Below are 17,048 nucleotides of genomic sequence, written 5' to 3'. Positions count from 1 at the left end.
AGCTTTAGCAGCAAGCCCCCTCCCACATTTGATCTCGGTTGTGAGCGAGGTCAGGGTTTGAGGCTTTGGGCCAACTCCACCAGTTGCACGAATTCGTTGCGCAGCCCGAAGGGGTCATCGCCGCGGGCCGAGCGTGCCAATTTGGCGGTGTCTTGCAAGCTCATGGTGCCAGTGTAGCGGCCATCGCCCTTGAGCTGTTGGGCGAAGGCGGCCACGGCAGACGAGAAGCGCAGGTCGTCGCTGGCTGGGGTGGCCTGGTTGGCGATAGGGCGTTCGATCAACTGGCTGTTACCGCCCGCAGCTGGTTTGTAGCGCACCCGCAGCATCGCCAGCTCATCGGACTTGCCTTCGGTCGCAGGCGCGTCGGCGTAACGCAGAGGTTCCAACCAGCCCTTCTCGCCCTTGGGCACGATTTCATACAGCGCCGTCACCGTGTGCCCTGCGCCAATCTCACCGGCATCGACCTTGTCGTTGTTGAAATCCTCACGCTTCAGGGCGCGGTTTTCATAGCCCAGCAGGCGGTACTCGCTGACCTGGGCCGGGTTGAATTCCACCTGCAGTTTCACATCCCGCGCCACCACGGCCAGGGTGGAACTGAGTTGCTCTACCAGCACCTTGCGTGCTTCGCGCAGGTTGTCGATGTAGGCGTAGTTACCGTCGCCCGCGTCGGCCAGTTGTTCCATCAGGTGTTCGTTGTAGTTGTCCACGCCAAAGCCGAGGGTGGTCAGCGATACGCCGCTTTTGCGCTGGGCCACGGCCATCTGCTTGAGGCTGTCGAAGTCGCTGATGCCCACGTTGAAGTCGCCGTCGGTGGCCAGCAGGATGCGGTTGATGCCCTGGTCGATAAAGCCTTCGCGGGCCATCTGGTAGGCCAGTTCGATGCCGGACGCGCCCGCCGTGGAGCCGCCGGCGGTGAGTTGGTCGATGGCGTTGCGGATCTTGGTTTTATCGCGACCGGAAGTCGGCTTGAGCACCACGCGGGACTCACCGGCGTAGACCACCAGTGATACGCGGTCCTGATCACGCAGTTGATCGACCAGTAATTTCAGCGTGCTCTTGACCAGCGGCAAACCTTCGCGGCGGTCCATGGAGCCGGACACGTCCACCAGGAACACCAGGTTGGCGGGCGCCAGTTCGGCCACGGTTTTATCGGAGGCCTTGATGCCGATGCGCAGCAGTTTTGTGCGCGGGTTCCACGGCGTGGTGGCGACTTCGGTGGTGACGCCAAAGGGTGAGCCGTCGGTGGGCAGGGCGTAATTGTAGGGAAAGTAGTTGACCATTTCCTCCAATCGCACCGCGCCTTCGGGCGGCAGGCGGCCTTGGTTGAGGAAGCGCCGTACGTTGGCGTAGCTGCCCGTGTCGACATCCACGCTGAAGGTGGAGACCGGGGTTTCGGCGACGCTATGCACCGGGTTATCCGGCAGGTTGGCGTATTGCTCGCGGGGTTCGCTGCGGTAGTCCATCGTCGCCATTTCCCGCACCCTCATTGGTGCCGGCATGGCCATCCGCTTGACCACTGCATTCTGGATCGGCGCGCTGTGCAGCTCGGCGAGAGGCGCCGGTTCAACCGGTTTGGAGACTTCGGGGGACGATGACAGCCCACACCCAGCCAGCGCCACCAGCAGGGTAACGGTGAAGCCTTGGGCAGCGGGACGCAGGTAAAGCAGAGGGCGGGACATGGGGCTGAGCCTCGTGAATGAATGAGCCGTTCACAAGGTCAGACGCGAGATAGGTTGGGTTCGGGTTAAACCCTCGAAATTCACCCCGATCAATGTGGGAGCTGGCTTGCCTGCGATAGCGGTGGGCCAGTGCTGGAAAGGCTGCCTGACACACCGCTATCGCAGGCAAGCCAGCTCCCACAGTTGAATGGCGGTGTTCTCTTAGTCCGTGCCGTATTTGGGGTTACGCGGGCCGTACAAGATGCCGGTGCGTTGCCCTGCCGACAGCAGCCGCGCACTGGTGATACCGGCAATCGGGTGTGCCGCATCGGTGGAGCTGTTGATCACCTGCTTGACCGCCGCCGTGATCAACATGCCCACCAGGCCGCCACCGTTGTTGTTGCCCTCCTCGCTCGACGCCCGCGCAGAACCGGTCCACAGGGTGGTGCCGGTGCGCAGGTCCACCAGTTTGGCCGAGGCCGTCACCGAGGTGTCGCTGGAGATCAGCATGTACTGGGTGCCGTACTCGCTGATGGTGATGTACAGCGCCGCGTCCGCACCAAAGATGTCATGCAGCTTGGCCGGTTGTACGGCCTGGATATCGTTGGCGGTGGTCAGGCCGTTCTGGCGGAAGGTTTCGTCCACCAGGGCAATCGGCAACACGTAGTAGCCGGCTTCGGCCAGCGGGTAGGTGACTTGCGACACCAGGCTGTAGGACGCCTGCACTTCCGGCGATTCATTGATCGGCGGCAGTACCAGGATCGACTTGGGCCGCGCCTGTTTGTACGCCGAATAATCAACCGTCTTGGGTGCGGCGCAACCGCCCAGCAACGCCAGGGCCAGCAAGGCGCCGGTGAGTTTTAACAGGCTCATTTGGTGGCGACTCCGGTCTTGGCGTTTTTCAACAGAAAGTCCATGTACGCAGCAGACTCAGGGAACAGGGCCTTCTCGGTGCGAAACTCCTGCACCATCTGGTCATCCTTGCCCATGTTCATGTACAGCATGCCCAAGTGCGCGTGGTAGCCCGGCGGCGCCTTGCGGCCACTGGCGTTGATCTTCTGCAGATCGCGTTCCAGTGCTTCCACCTGCGCTTCCTTGGGCTCGCCCTTGAAGTACTCGTAAACCTGTGGCTGGTAGCTCTCCCATTGATACAGGGGCTGGGGCGCCGTCTGGCACCCGGCTACCGTCGCGACTGCTGCCAACGTCAGCGCCAATTTCACTGCCTTGCTCATCCGTGTACTGCTCCTTGTGGTGTGGCTGATCAGTTACGCGGGTTCCAGGCGCCGGCGTTGATGCCGTCGACCAGGCGGTTGATCGCTTCGCGCATGGCCAGGTCCAGCACCTTGCCATTGAGGGTGGAGTCATAGCTGGCGGTGCCGCCGAAGCCGATCACTTCACGGTTGGACAGCGCGTACTCACCGGCACCCTGGGTGGAATACACCACTTCGGAGGTGTTGATGTTGACGATATTCAACGCGACTTTGGCGTAGGCCACTTGTGTCTTGCCACGGCCGAGAATGCCGAACAGCTGGCGGTCGCCGGTTTCTTTGCGGCCGAACTCGGTCACATCGCCAGTCACTACGTAGTCAGCGCCCTTGAGCTTCTGCACGGTGCCTTTGATCTTGGCTTCCTGGGAGATTTCGCCCATGTTGTCGCGGTCCAGCACGCTGAAGCGGTTGGTCTGCTGCAAGTGGGTGATGAGGATGGTCTTGGCCTGGCCGCCGAGACGGTCAACGCCATCGGAGAAGATGCCGCGCATGTAGCTGGAGCGGTTATCGAACTTGCCCACGGCAATCGGCACACGCACGCCGGAATAGGCCACGTGGGCGCTGGCGACTTGCTCCACCGGCATCGCGCGGTTGCTCTCGGTGGCGCAACCGGCCACGGTCAACAGCGCCGCGGCGGTGAGGCCCGACAGCAGGATTTTGGACAGTGTCTTCACAGGGTGCTCCTTGGGTGAGGAAATCAGCGTTGCTGGGTTTTCCAAGGAGATAGGCAGCCTGAAAACGTGCTGGCCTGAATTCTTCCCTGAAAGACGGTGATGCAACGGCTGCGGCATTTTACGGGGTCGAGAGCGGTTCTCAAGTTGTTTCGGCCATAGGTCGGGGGGCTTAGCCTACTGCCGACCGCAATACTCAAAGCAACAAAGATCAAATGTGGGAGCTGGCTTGCCTGCGAAAGCAGTAGTGCAGCAACAGACACACGGCCTTCATAAGCACACGTCTACTGTAGGAGCGAGCTTGCTCGCGAAAAACGTCAACGATAAAGCGTGCTTTCTGAATAAACGCGGCGCCTGTAGGTTTTGCGCGAGCAAGCTCGCTCCTACAAAAAAATCCTTAACTCACTGGCATTAGCCCAAGCCCGCCCACCAACAGCCGCCAGCCTTCGCACAGCCCTACTTGAGCTCCTTCACCAGATACTGCGCAGAGATCTGCGTAATCCCGGTCAACGCCCGGCGCAAGGCTTCAGGGTCAGTGCGGTAAGTGAGCGGCGTGTAGCCATAGACGTTCTGGCCATTGAACGGCGTAACCGCTTCAAAGGTGCGCCAGACCATCTCATCGCCGCGATCCATCTGCGCTAACACGTTAAGGGTCGGGTAAATCACACTGCTGAAACCCTGGGTCAGGCGAAAGCCCCACTCGGACACGGTCAGCTGAATCTGCGCATCGGCGGGCTCATCATCGCCGACCACCTTGAGCGTCGAAGTCTTACCCAACTCATCGACAAAGCCCTGCTTGAGCAACACGCCTACATCGAGTTTTTCCGCCTCCATCACCGTCAGAATAGCCACCGGCGTCGGCATCTCGGCCAATTGCCCAAGCTTCATGCCGCCGGCAAACCCGGCGCCACTCAACGCCGCAGTACCCAGCTTGGACGCCCCGCTGGCCATGCCAACACCGGCACCAACCCCGGCCCCCAGGGCCGCGCCCCAGGCCTGATCGCGGCCGAAGTACACCATGTTCTTTTCCCACTTCACGGGCAGGACTTTGACGGTCTTGATCTGCGCGCGGTTTTCGGGAGTGAGGGGGTGGCTGACGCAGCCGCCGAGGATGAGGGTGGCGAAGAGAATGAGGAGGAGGTTTTTCACATTGGTCCTTTAATGTTTGGGGTGAGGCTTTCGGATTTGCATAGTCGTAGTGCGTTTGTTCGTGGGCAGTATGTCGGCAATAGGTGGCAAGACGTTAGCGGCTGCGGGCACGCTCCGAAGCAGCGGCATTTTGATGCCTTGCGCGGGCTTGGTGGTGCGGCTTATAGTCCGGCCGTCGCTCAAAAAGCGACCGGGTTTGGCGACCCGAAGAACGAGCCCTCAATAATCCAGAGAGCTTAATGATGAATCGATACATTCCCCTAACCGGCCACGACTGCACCGTCCCAGCCCTGATCATCGACACCCAGGCACCTCTCGACGTCCTTCACGACGCCGCCGTGCACCGCATTCGGGCCGTCACCCAACTGCTGGAAAACCTGGCCTTCCGCGAACAACTCAGCAGCGATGCCGTAGTACTTTCAGACTTCGCCCATTTGCTGGCCATTCCGCTGCGCGATGGGTGTGATTTGCTGGATGTCATCAGTCGCAGGCTTAATGCCGATCCGTCCTGAGTGAAAATCGGGCGGCCTTTGTGTCGCCCGCTTTGCGCTCAATTCCCTTGGCCACTCTCTTTACGATTTTTCAACCAGGACTGTATCCAAACGCCTACCCCAGTAGGTATTGCATAGGCAAAAACACCGGGTAACATATCTACGATTTCAGGAACAAAAGGGGACAGATTTATTTAATATGCTCTTCAACTCTAATTTAAATAAATCTGCCCCCTTTTCTGCTCTAAAAAAAATATATCCTATATTCGACTCTTCACCGAAACGGCTCCATGCAAATAGATCTGTCCCCTTCGATCGCAGCTCCATTCGAAACAGATTTATTTTTTACTTAGCCATTTAAATAAATCCGCCCCCTTTTCTCTTCCTTTTCTCTCGCCCCCTTTTCTCTCTTTTCTTTTCCCTTAAAACAACAGTTAAAAGACATAACATCCTTTTACGTTAGAAGTTTCGTATCTCCATGACTTTATTAGCCGATCCGCAGCGACAAAAACCGAATATCGACAATCTCTAATCCAACTTATGTAATACCGCCTGCCTCCGTTTTCATCAACAACCTTATCAAAGGTCTTATTTTTATTTACAGGCGACCAATATGAGTCGCCACATCCTCGAGTGCAGTCTTTGTAAAGGTGGGAATCGAAATGAGTACCTACCCATAGATTCATTCCATTTTCCCAATTGGAATGGGAAGGTGCGCAGCCAGCCAAGGCCGACAATAATACTACCAAAAGCCATTTATTAATTTTCACGCTTTTTCTGCGACTCAATTGCTGGGCGGTACTTATCGTACAGTGCTCCATAATTTACAAGCAGAGCAGGCGGCATGCTGCCCAAATTTTCAAAAAACGACATATCAGCTTGTTTGTGAGCTTTCAAGTTAATCATCCAACCATCGTGCAATGTAGCAAACCCATTAAACCCTGGAATTTGGTTTAATATATTGCTGACTGGAGTACCGTGACTGGAATAAAGGGGACAGATTTATTTAATAGGGCTTTACCGCCATCTCGAATTAAAATAAATCTGTCCCCTTTTACTCTTTTATTACATTTCTATTATTTCTATGCACTCAAGACGAACGAACTCACATCACCAAAATTCAAAAACTCTTGAAAACAAGAAGTAACGACACCTATATCTCTAGTTATGAAACTCGCCGGGTAATAGTCGCCCAAAATCTCAACTGAACTTGTCCCCATCGACGTATTATTAAGAGTACGCACGACGTGCTCACCATCTTCAAGGTATTGATTTAGCATCAAAAGATAATTTCCAGAATCAGCGTAAAGATTGATTTCATACGGTCCATATTCAGGCGTCGGTGAAATAGACAACGAAGCGACACCGTCAAATTTTCTATACTTGCTTATAATGGACTTCACATCTTCCAGGGACGGTTGGCGAACAAGAGGGATTTGCAATCTACCGTGTTCAGGATTAAGTGTATACCCTCCAATTATCATCTATTTTTCTCCTTAATGGACTTCATGCCTGACTCCCAGTAATAGTTTTTCGGAAGTCCCGTTTTATCATCTATAGCTTTCACGGTGAGCGATTTCAACTCAGCTTTTTCTGCGGCAGCAGCAATGTCACCTTTGCAGAAACCGCATACATCTTTTCCTGCGACCGTCATGGACATGTCCGCCCCCGCAGTTTTACCAGAGCTATATGCTTGCTGAATCACACCTATTTCTGCGTGGGCATCTTTCATATTTCCGTTTGGATAAAGCTTGCCAGGATTCGTAGCAGCTTTATCTGCAATCCTATCCGTGATCAACGAAGGTATTTTCGGGTCTGCCTCGTTGAGCGGACGAGAGGTCTGATTGACGTCTTGGAAGGTTTGTCCACCTACCTTTCCCTCTGCGGCTACTTTCGGAGCCGCGCCCTTAGCCGCCCCTTCTATAACATTCCTCTCGGCCAGTGCAGCGGTTTCGGAATCCGTAAACATGCTTGTTGCGTTTGCATTCTTAGACGCAGCGCCTTTGGCTGCTCCTAACTCTGCTCCTTCAACGACTCGCCCAGCAACCTTACCTGCCCCTCCTAACCCACCGCCGAACATCATGCCAACCATTTCGGCATGATCACCCTTCATAGTTTGCTGCACCGCGAGGCGCGTGTCGTCCTGATTCTTATCTTGGAAGCCCCGAACGATAGACTGTTCTGCTTTGTTGAGCCCGCCGCTCTGATCATATTTATCCAGCGCTGCATTACCCGCCTCCACGTCTAGGCGCTGCGCATTACAACTCGTAGGATCATCACACTTCAGCAGCGTAATGCCAGTTTTCTTATCGCTGATTCCTGCGTACTTAGTAGCCACATCGCTACGGCAGGATGAAGGGCTGGCTGCCCCACGGCACCCTTTCAAATCCTTAACTAAATCATCAACTTCATGGTGATTTAGGTAGTTATAGGCCGTGGCATTTTTCGCGATTTCAGCACCTTTCTGCACGTCACCGTCAGTCGCACCAGCGGCCGCAATTCCGACCAATTGCGAAGCGGCTAGCAACAACGCTGGATCGCCATCTACCACTTTCGCCAGTGAGGTTACCAGTGCTTCGTTAGCTCCAGCAGCGAGAGCGCCCGTAGCAAAACTGCCGCCGCCAGCTTCACTCAAAAGCCCGCCAACCAAAGCATGCAGAGCGATTTTTTGAGGCCCTGATTCTGACCATTTTTGGCCTTTCGAGTAATCGCCTACAGCGTTAAAGGCGACCGCTTGCAACGTGCTCTGCAACTGCGACCGTAGGGAACTACCGAGATTGTCTCCAAAACTACCGCCTTGAATAGCAGTGCTTAAACTTGCTTGGGCAACTCCTTGCGCCCCCGAATAGACGGCAAACCTACCGATGTCAGACGCGGAACTGAGGTCAAACCCTTTTGTAATGTGATTGACGTTGTCGCCAGTTACACCAAACGCAGGATCAAGCACGCCAGCGGTAAAACCTGCAGCTAACGCCCCAGTTGCATACCCCTTCAAGGCTTTGCTTGACGTAATGTCTTGAAAAGTTGCACCGATGTTTCCGCCGTTATTGATGAAGCTGACGGTGCTTCCACTGGCAACTGAAGTTAACGCAGCAGTTGCCATAACGTTGCCCCAACCGGCTGCTGCGGTCCCAACCGCCGTACCAGCTGAGACCATAGCCGAACTGCCTGCCGCAGCCATTGCCGTACCAGACCCGGCACTGGCACCCGCAGCAGCGCCCGCGACGCTACTTGCGGCCCCAGCCGTCAAAACTGTCACTACGATGATGATCGCCAGCATGGCTCCTTGGCCTAAGCTGGAATGGCTGTACTTGAACGAATCATGCAGTTCCTGCACTTGCCGCCAATCCACATCCCCACGCTTCTCGGCTTCTTTCAACCAAGCCAACTGTGGGTCTGCTTTGGCCATCACATCAATCGTCTGGCTAACCGTGTTCTGATCAATCTGTTTAATGTCGATCTTCAGCCCGTTAACCGCCTTGATCGCCAACTCACCCTGTGCCTTCAACTCACTTTGGCGCAACGTCTCGTCGGTATTACCCTTGCCCTTGGCGCTGGTCCAAGCCAGGTCACCCTTGCTTTTCTCGTGACTCTCCTGGTGCAGGTCTTTGACTGCCTCGAACGTCACCGCACCGCCACTGGTGATCGCCAGGTCGTTACCACTCTCAAGCTTGGCCCGCTGATACAACTGATCACCGCCACTGACCAGTGACAGATCACCACCAGTCTTGATCTCAGTCCCCACATTCGTGACGTGGGTCACCTCATCACGCTTGGTCTTCTTCGCGCCCCAGCCCCCCTTCTCCTTCATGTCGTAAAGGCTGTAGGTGCTGTTCTGCGCAGCCAACAAACTCAACTTATCCCCGCTATACAGATAAGCCTCATTCCCCGCACTGATCCTGCTCGCCACAATCGTGGTATCACGCCCCGCCTGGCTGACAAAATCCCCACCCGCCGTCAGTACGCTCGCCACTTGAGTGGTCTGGTCGTCCGAGGTCTTGATGCGCTTTTTGCCGTCCTTTTCCTTGCCCTCGACGTTGTGCATGTCGCTGACCGAGGCGACGTTGAGGTCGCGGCCGGCGGCGATGTTGAGGTCTTTGCCGGCGGTGGCGGTGCTGCCAATGATGTTGACGTCTTGCCCGGCCTGCATGTTGAGGTTGCCGCCCGCCGTGACGCTGGCGGCGAGGTTTTTGACGTCGGTGGTGATGCTGGATTTCTCGCCGCCGTCGCGGGTTTCGTGTTTGACGCGGGTGTCGCTGGCGGCGATGAGGTTGAGGTCGCGGCCGGCGGTGAGGTTGGCGTCGTTGCCAGCGGTGAGAGCGCCTCGGTTGGTGAGGTCGCGGCCGGCGTCGATGGCGAGGTTTTCGCGGGCGACGATGGTGCCGGCGCTGGTGTCGGTGAGGGTGCGCATGCCGGCGCCGTCACGTACCTGGATGGCGGTGGTCTCGTTGGTGATGTCGCCTTTGAGCGCCGTGAGGCTGACTTGTTTGCCGCGGATTTCGCCGGCCATGGCGTTGCGGATGCTGTCTTGGGCGAGCAGGTTGAGGTTGTTGCCGGCTTCGACCAGGCCGCCGGTGTAGATGCTGCCGCTGCTGATGGCGGAGAGGTTGTTGCTGGCGCGCAGGGTGCCGACGTTGATCAGGTCGCCACCGGTGACCAGGTTGAGGTCGCGGCCCTGGATAAGGCTGTTGCCGCGCACGTTGCGCGAGTCGGCCTGGGCCAGGTACAGCACCGGTACGAGCACGGTCTGGCCGTCGATGACGCGGTTTTCCATCCACACGATGTCGTGGGTCAGGGCGCCGACTTGCTGGTCGGTGAGGGCCACGCCCAGGCTCAGGCGCAGGGCGTCTTTGCTGGCGAGGCCGTTGTCCATCAGGTAGCGGAACTGGTCGGCGTCGCTGTACAGGCCGCCGGCGAGGAAGCGCTGGCCGGTTTGCGCGAGCACGGCGTCGCGGATCAGGCGGGTTTCGTACTGACCGTCTCCGAGGCGGCGCCAGGCGTTGTCGGCGTTGAAGCCGAGCTTGCCGAGCAGGTAGTCGGAGCTGAGGAAGCCCGATACGGAAGTGAACTCGGGGTTGGTTTCGATCAGGTAGTGGCTGGCGGGGTCGGCGTTTTTGACGAACAGGCCGTACTCGCCCTTGGGCAGTTGGAAGGTGGGCGAGGTGGTGGGGTCGACCGGGGCGAAGGCTGTGCCGGTGTAGTCCACGGGCACGAAGCCGCCACCAGGGGCCACGCCTACCACGGGCAATACGCTGCCGGGCGCCTGGGCGCTCGGGTCGTTGGCGTGTTTGCTCAGGTTGATGTTGATGCCGCCGACGGGGATGCCGGTCTGGTCGTCGCCGAGGGTGCCGGTCAACTGGGCCAGGGTGTTGTTGTGTAGCGTGCCGTTTTGCAGGGTGCGGGCGACATTGAGGCTGACCGTGCCGCCCGCTTGCAGGGTGGCGTCGTAGCCGGGGCCGCTGTTGTTGGTCCAGGTGGTGACGTCACTTGCGTAGGCGAACGGCAGGCTATTGGGTGAGCGGCTTTTGAGTTCTTCGAAGCGCGCCTTGTCGAAATTCCCGGCCGCCGTGGCCGCATTGAACGCGGGCACATCGACATATTGCATGCGTTCAAACAAATCGTCGGAGACGTGACCTGGCGTGCCGATGACAAGCTTGCGCTGGCCCGTGCGCGTGGCGGCGCCCTGGTTGAGCAGGTCACCGGCAGTGATGCTCAGGTCGCCATTGGCGGCCATCAGGCTGTGGCGGTTCTGCACGTTGTCGCCTTGCAGCAGCATGTTTTTGCCCGCCACCAGGCGCGCCGCTACCGAGTCCTTGGTCGCCGCCTCAAGGTACGTCTCGTAGATGGTGATCTCGCCGCGTTCCCAGTTGTCGCTCTCGCCGCAGTGCTGGCCACAGATCCAACTCAAGCTGCCGGTGGTCAGCGTTTGCCCGAGTTCGAATTCATCTTTGGCGTTTTCGATAAAGCCCGCATTGATGGCGATCGAGCCTTCGCTTTCCACGGTGCCGGAGCGGTTGCTGAACAGCACGGCACGCCCGCCATCGCGGGCGGCGAAGCTCAGGTTGCCTTTGCTGTAGACATCGCCATAGCTGTTGCTGAAGCCATTGCTGCGCAAGGTCATGTCGCCGCCGCTGAACAGCAGCGTATCGGCGGCATTGGTGATGCCGTTGACTGCGGTGAGGTTCACTGCGCCCTGGGCACCGAGGGTGCCACGGTTGTTGATTTGCGCGGCGGCGATGTCCAGTTGCTGGCGGGCGGTGAGGAACCCGAGGTTGTCCAGGGTGCCGCCCAGGGTCAGGCGCGCATTGGTTGCGGCCAGGCGGCCGCCGTTCTGGCTGAGGTTGTTGGCGGCGACGGTGAGTGTTTGCAGGGCCGAGACGCGGCCGCTGTTGGTGATATCGCCGGTGGTGATGCTGATGTCACTGTCGCTGAGCAGTTCGCCGCCGTTGTCCAGGCTGGCCACGTTGAGGATCAAGCCCTTGGCGCTGGCCATGCGGTCACCGGCCTTGAGGGCCAGCCCTTGGTCGCTCTTGTAGGTGAGCACGTCGTTGAGTTGCACACGGCCCAGGCCGTCGACTTTACCGAATGCCCAGTCGGCGCTGCCCATGCCCTGGATATTGCCCTGGCTGCCTTCGAGGCTGGCGGTGTTGAGGTGGAACAGGCCGGTGCCGGCGTGTTGCAACATGCCGTTCTGGTTGTTGACGCTGGCGGCGTCAAGGCTGAAGGCCTGGCTGCCGAATTCGAGGGTGCCGTTCTGGTTGTTCAACGCACCGCTGAGGTTGAGCTTGCTGCTGGCGCCGCCCAGGGCACGCAGTTGGCCGTCGGCGCTGTTGTCCAGGTTGCCGCCGGTGAGGGTCAGGCCCTGGTTGGCTTCGATCAGGCCGCCCTGGTTGCTGAGGGTGCCACGTGAGGTCAGGTTGATCTGGTTGCCGCTGATCTGGCCGCCCGCGCTGTTGTCGAGGCTGGCGCCGCTGACGGTCACTTGTTCTTTACCGAACAGTTTGCCGCCACGGTTGGCCAGGGCTTCTACGGTCAGTTGCAGGTTACCGACCAGGCTGGCCATCAGGCCGCCGCTGGCGTTGTCGACGCTGCTGGCGGTGACGCTCAGGCTGTCGCCCTGCACGGTGCCGCCCTGGTTGTCCAGGCGGGTGGTGTTCAGTTCGGTGAGGGCGCCGCCGCTGAGGATCAGGCCCTTGCGGTTGCTCACATCCTGGCCGCTGTAGCTCAGGCCTTCGGCGCCGGCCAGCAGTTGGCCGTTGTCGTTGTTCAGGTGCTGGGCGGCGATGTCCAGGCGCTTGCCGCGCAGGGTGCCGCCGTCGTTGTTGAGGGTGGTGAGCTGCTTGACCAGCACGCTGCGTTCGCCTGCGTCGATCTGGCCGCCGACGTTGGTGAGCAGGTCGCTGACCTTGAGCACCACATCACCGCCATCGCTGACCAGCGCGCCTTTGTTGCTGTTGGTGAAGGTCTGCGCGGTGACGTCGACGGTCTGGCCCAGCAGGATGCCGGCGCTGTTGTCGAAGCGCTCGCCTTGCAGTTGCAGCAGGCCCTCGCTCTGGATGCGGCCCTGGGCGTTGAGCAACTGGCCCGGGCCTTTGAGCAGCAGGCTTACGCCCTGGGCACCACCGGCCAGCAGGCCGGCGTTGCGGTTGTCGAGGCCCGAGGCGCGCACGTCGAGGTGGTCACCCAACACGCGCCCGGCGCGGTTGTCGATATCGCCGCCGGCCACGTCGAGCAGCAGTTGCTTGCCGACGATGGTGCCGCCCTGGTTATCCAGGTTGGCGGCGTGCAGTTCCACATCGCCCTGCCCGGCCTGCAAGCGGCCCTGGGCGTTGTTGAGCTGTTGCGCGGCGGTGAGGGTGAGCTTGCCGGTGTCGGCGCTCAGTACGCCGCCTGCGTTGCTGCTGAGGGGGCCGGCCTTCACGTTCAGGTCGGTGCTGGCCTGGGCGAAACCCTGGTTGTTATTGAAGGTGTTGGTAACGGCGAGGTTGAGCGCGCCGCCGTCAGCCTGGATCAGGCCCTTGAGGCTGTTGTCGAGGTTGCTGGCAGTGACGGTCGCGGTCTTGGCCACCAGTACGCCGTTCTGGTTGTTCAGGTTGCCGGCGTTGACGGTCAGGTCGTTGGCGATGACTTGCCCGCCGCTGTTGTTCAGGTCGGCGCTGGTGAGCACCAGGCGGCCACCGGCCATTTCGATACGGCCCTGGCGGTTGTCCAGGGAGGCGCTGTTGAGCGTGGCGGCCTGGCCTTCGCCGAAGCGGATCAAGCCGCCGAGGTTGACGATGGCCGGCGAGTTGATCGCCAGGCTCTGCTCGCCAAACAGGCGAGCGCTGGCGCCCTGGTTGGTGAGTTTGGCGCTGCTGACCTCGACGGTCTTCGCCTGGATGATCGCGCCCTGGTTGGTCAGCGCCTGCGCGGCGGTAATCGCCAGTGCGCGGCTGGCCAACAGGTTGCCGCTGGTGGTGACGGTTTGCGCGTTTACCACCAGATCGCCGGTGGTGTTGCGGCTGTTATCGGCGGCGACGCCGGCTTCGATGATGCCGGGGTTGTTCACGCTGGCCGCGTTGATTTCGATGCGCTGGCCGGCGGCGATGCTCTTGCGGTTGACCAGGGCCTGGGCGCTGGTGACCTGCACGTTGCCGTTGGCGTAGACCTTGTCGGTGAGGTCGACGTTTTGCGCGGTGACCTTGACGTTACCGGTGGCCGCCGCCTGCGCCATGCTGAGGCGCCCATTGGCGTCGAGCTGAATATCGCCACCACTGGCCGCCAGCGTGCCGTCGAGCTTCACGCCCACACCGGCCTCGGTGCCCACCAGTTTGATCGCGCCGGCATACATGCCGCCCAGGGCCGAGGAGTCGATCGCCAGCTCGGGCTTGGCGCTGCCGTCATCGGCACGGGCGGTGGTTTTCAGGCTTTGCGCGTCGACGTCGTTGCGCCCGGCGATCACGTTGAGTTCGCGGGCGTTGATTTGTGCGTTGATCTTGGCCGAGCGGGTGATGATATCGAAGCGTTCGACATTGCTGGCGTTCAAGCCTTCGCCGTCGATGGTCACGGCGCCGCCATCCACTTCATAGCGCTGCAACTGGCCGCTTGCATCGAGTACCGGTTTGCCGGTGGTGAGGGTGACGTTGGGGGTGTTGATAAAGCCGCAACCGCTGCACGTCACGCCGTACGGGTTGGCGACGATGACCTTGGCCGACTGCCCCGCCACTTCGGTATAGCCGCGCAACTGGCTGGGGCTGCCGCCGTTGACTTCGTTGAGGATGACGTTCGCCGCGCCGCCCTTGAGGTTGGGGTTGCCGACAATGATCCCGCCCAGTTGGGTGTTAGTCATGGTGCCGTTGGCGTTGTTGAGGATCACGCCGTTGGGGCCGACGTTGTAGTCCTTGAACTGGTTATGGGACAAGCCCGCGCCATTGGGGGTAGCGATGTTTACCACCGGCACGCCATTGCCCGCCGCGCCCACGGTGGTGCCCGGCGCACTCACCACAATGCCCTCGGCCTGGGCCAGCAGCGGCTGCCAGAACAGTGCGTTGGCAAGGATCAACGCCAGCCCGCGCTTGGGCAGGCCGAAGAACGCGTCCCGGCGCTTCAGGGCGGCAGAAGGTTGGCGGGCCAGGAAGGCGAATTGGCGAACATCCATTGTCAGGCTCTCATGCAGCGGGGCGTTGAATTACAGGAAAAAATCCATGCGGAAGTAGATCGGCGCTTCGCGCTCGGTAACCACACCGGGTCTTTCTAACGAATGGGCTAAGGTCACGCTGGTGCTGACGTGTTTGCCACGGGCGAACAGCTCCAGGGAGTTGCTGGACACCCGGCCATGAACGTTGTCGTTGTAGCGGTCGTTGCGGATCACGCCCTGGTCGTAGCCGACACTGGCGCCGTACTCGGCGAAGGCCGGGCGCATCCAGTCGAGGGTCACCGGGCGCGCCCAGCGCACTTCGTTGCGCCAGTAGCCGCCGCTGTCGCCGGTCAGCAACTGGTCCTTGAAACCGCGCACCGAGGCCGAGCCGCCGAGGCTCATGCGCTGGGGCGAAAACAGAATGTCTTCGCTGCGTTGGCCGGTGGCCAAACTGCTGAAGCTGAACGACTCGCCCCACAGGCTGAACGGTTGCAGGTAGCTGACGGTGGCGGTGTATTTGCGGTAGCGCGAATTGGGCTGGCGCCGACCGAGCGGGTCACGCTCGTCTTGAGACTGGGCGTCGAGCAGGCCGATGCCGCTTTGCATGCCAAGGTCCAGGTTGACGAAGGCACTGCCGATGCGCCGACCGTGGTTGACGCCCAGTTGCAGTTCGCTGAGGCGGTTGCTGCTGGCCTCGGTGCGTGCGTCGAGGATGTAGTTGTTGGTGCGCAGGTGCGCCAGGCCGACGTTGACCGAGGTCTTGCTCACATCGTCGCGATGGATCACCCGCTCGGCGCGCAGTTGGTGGTTCTGGTTGTCGCCGTCCTGCTTGAATTTGAAGCCGTCGGTCACGCCGTAGGTGCGGTAGTCGCTTTCGCTGTAGGTGTAGCTGAAGTTCCACCAGCCCCAGGGCAGGTTGTAGTAGAGCATGGTGTTTTTCGAGGTTTTCTGGTGGTCGCTGATGGCGTCGTGGCCGCCGCGCAGCATCAGTTGGTCGCCCAGGCCGAGTGGGCTGTCCCACTCAAGGCCAGCGCCCCATTGCTGTTCGCCGGTGCTTTTCTGCCCATCGTTGTTGCGCGACAGGCTGGCGCGCCAGGGCTTTTGCGCGGTGTTCTTGACCACCACGTCGCTGCCGCCGATTTGCTTGCCGGGGGTGAGTTCCATCTGCGCCTGTTTGGACGGCAGGCGGTTGAGCTGGTCCACCAGTTGCTCGATTTCACGCAGGTTAAGTGCTTCGCCAACTTTGCCGGGAAAGGCCATGGCCAGTTCGCGGTCGGTCACCGTGCTGCCTTCGGCGCTGCGCAACGCTTCGAGTTTGCCTTCCACCACCAGCACTTGCAGATGGCCGGTGGAGAGGTCTTGCTGCGGCAGGTAGGCACGGCTGGTGACGCGGCCTTTGCCGAGGTAGTAGTCGGTGATGGTTTTGAGCAGGTCGTTCAGTTGGGACACGCCCAGGCACTGGCCGATGTAGGGCTTGAGCAAGCGCTCGCGGTCGGGCGCCGGCAGGCTGTCGGCGCCTTTGAGTTCGATGGTTTTGATCGGGAAGCAACGGGTGTCGGCCGGGGTTGCCGGGGCTTGGGGCTTGTCCGCTTTGCCGGGCAGATCCTGCAGCTCCTGGAGGCGCCGCTGTTGCTCTTCAAGCAAGCGGTTCTGCCGGTCGCGGATCAAGTCTTGATCGCCAGGCGTGGGGGCGGCGGATGCACTGTTCAGGCCCATGCAGGTGAGCAGGAGGGTGCAGAGCAGTAACCGGGTCCGTGGCAATAACGAAGACATGTTCGATCCATCGAAAATCAAGGGCCGCGAAACTAACATCGAACTTCCAGCCCGCCTAGAAACGGGCGACGTGGAGCCGTTCGACTGATTAGCTTTCTAACCTGTTGATTATTAATGATAATTTTTCATCAAAAGAGTTTAAGTCGGGCACTTGCAGTGATTATTCCGACAAGTGGCAACTGTTTTGATGGCGATTCGACGAATGACTTTCCGACTGCCATTACTTAGCCATCAGATGTTCGCCGAGTTAGGTTAGTACCGGAGAAGGGGGAAAAGTTCGCGGGGGTTTTGTGAATTGGATCCCATTTATCGGAATTGCGACACGTGCGTTGAATCAGGTGGGGAGCACTCGCGCCATTTTGTAGGAGCGAGCTCGCTCGCGAAAAACTCACAGGCGCCGCGTTTATTCAGAAAGCACGCGT

The 17,048-nt window shown here is 59.6% G+C and carries 9 protein-coding genes; 1 reads left to right on the top strand and 8 read right to left on the bottom strand.

The genetic code is table 11. The features are described 5' to 3' along the window. Window positions 1-50 precede the first annotated feature (50 nt). The 5 genes from HBO10_RS09415 to HBO10_RS09395 all read right to left on the bottom strand — a co-directional run bounded on the left by HBO10_RS09415 (window position 51) and on the right by HBO10_RS09395 (window position 4,746). On the bottom strand, window positions 51-1,679 hold the full coding sequence (locus HBO10_RS09415; RefSeq protein WP_034125436.1) for a VWA domain-containing protein: 1,629 nt from the start codon (window positions 1,677-1,679) through the stop codon (window positions 51-53). 201 nt (window positions 1,680-1,880) lie between these two features. Next, window positions 1,881-2,531: a DUF799 domain-containing protein gene (locus tag HBO10_RS09410; RefSeq protein ID WP_005783625.1), complete on the bottom strand. Its 651-nt coding sequence runs from the start codon at window positions 2,529-2,531 to the stop codon at window positions 1,881-1,883. Next, a complete protein-coding gene (locus HBO10_RS09405) occupies window positions 2,528-2,890 on the bottom strand; it encodes a DUF4810 domain-containing protein (RefSeq protein WP_034125435.1) in 363 nt (120 codons plus the stop codon). Before HBO10_RS09405 ends, HBO10_RS09410 begins: the two co-directional genes overlap by 4 nt. Window positions 2,891-2,919: 29 nt before the next feature. Beyond that, complete coding sequence (locus HBO10_RS09400; RefSeq protein ID WP_005783620.1) at window positions 2,920-3,600, bottom strand: CsgG/HfaB family protein; 681 nt, start codon at window positions 3,598-3,600, stop codon at window positions 2,920-2,922. Between the two features lie 453 nt (window positions 3,601-4,053). Continuing rightward, window positions 4,054-4,746 (bottom strand): hypothetical protein, encoded by a 693-nt coding sequence (locus tag HBO10_RS09395; RefSeq protein WP_034125434.1) that lies wholly within the window; start codon window positions 4,744-4,746, stop codon window positions 4,054-4,056. A 254-nt stretch (window positions 4,747-5,000) separates the two neighbouring features. Here HBO10_RS09395 and HBO10_RS09390 point away from each other — a divergent pair, with 254 nt between their 5' ends. Further along, window positions 5,001-5,258: a hypothetical protein gene (locus HBO10_RS09390; RefSeq protein WP_005783616.1), complete on the top strand. Its 258-nt coding sequence runs from the start codon at window positions 5,001-5,003 to the stop codon at window positions 5,256-5,258. Window positions 5,259-6,319: 1,061 nt separating this feature from the next. Here HBO10_RS09390 and HBO10_RS09385 read toward each other — a convergent pair. From HBO10_RS09385 to HBO10_RS09370, 3 genes are read right to left on the bottom strand one after another with little or no spacing between them, the layout of a single operon-like run. Continuing rightward, on the bottom strand, window positions 6,320-6,721 hold the full coding sequence (locus tag HBO10_RS09385) for a hypothetical protein (protein ID WP_054896839.1): 402 nt from the start codon (window positions 6,719-6,721) through the stop codon (window positions 6,320-6,322). Then, window positions 6,718-14,874 carry a DUF637 domain-containing protein gene (locus HBO10_RS09375; RefSeq protein WP_080757642.1) on the bottom strand — a complete coding sequence of 2,719 codons (8,157 nt, stop codon included), beginning with the start codon at window positions 14,872-14,874 and terminating at the stop codon, window positions 6,718-6,720. The genes HBO10_RS09385 and HBO10_RS09375 overlap by 4 nt, the downstream gene beginning before the upstream one ends. A gap of 30 nt (window positions 14,875-14,904) precedes the next feature. Beyond that, window positions 14,905-16,626 (bottom strand): ShlB/FhaC/HecB family hemolysin secretion/activation protein, encoded by a 1,722-nt coding sequence (locus tag HBO10_RS09370; protein ID WP_034125432.1) that lies wholly within the window; start codon window positions 16,624-16,626, stop codon window positions 14,905-14,907. Between the last annotated feature and the right edge of the window lie 422 nt (window positions 16,627-17,048).

The organism is Pseudomonas sp. WS 5503 (assembly GCF_012985385.1).
Lineage (GTDB): Bacteria > Pseudomonadota > Gammaproteobacteria > Pseudomonadales > Pseudomonadaceae > Aquipseudomonas > Aquipseudomonas paracarnis.
The sequence above is the reverse complement of the archived record's forward strand: the minus strand, read 5'-3'. Positions and strand labels throughout refer to the sequence as shown.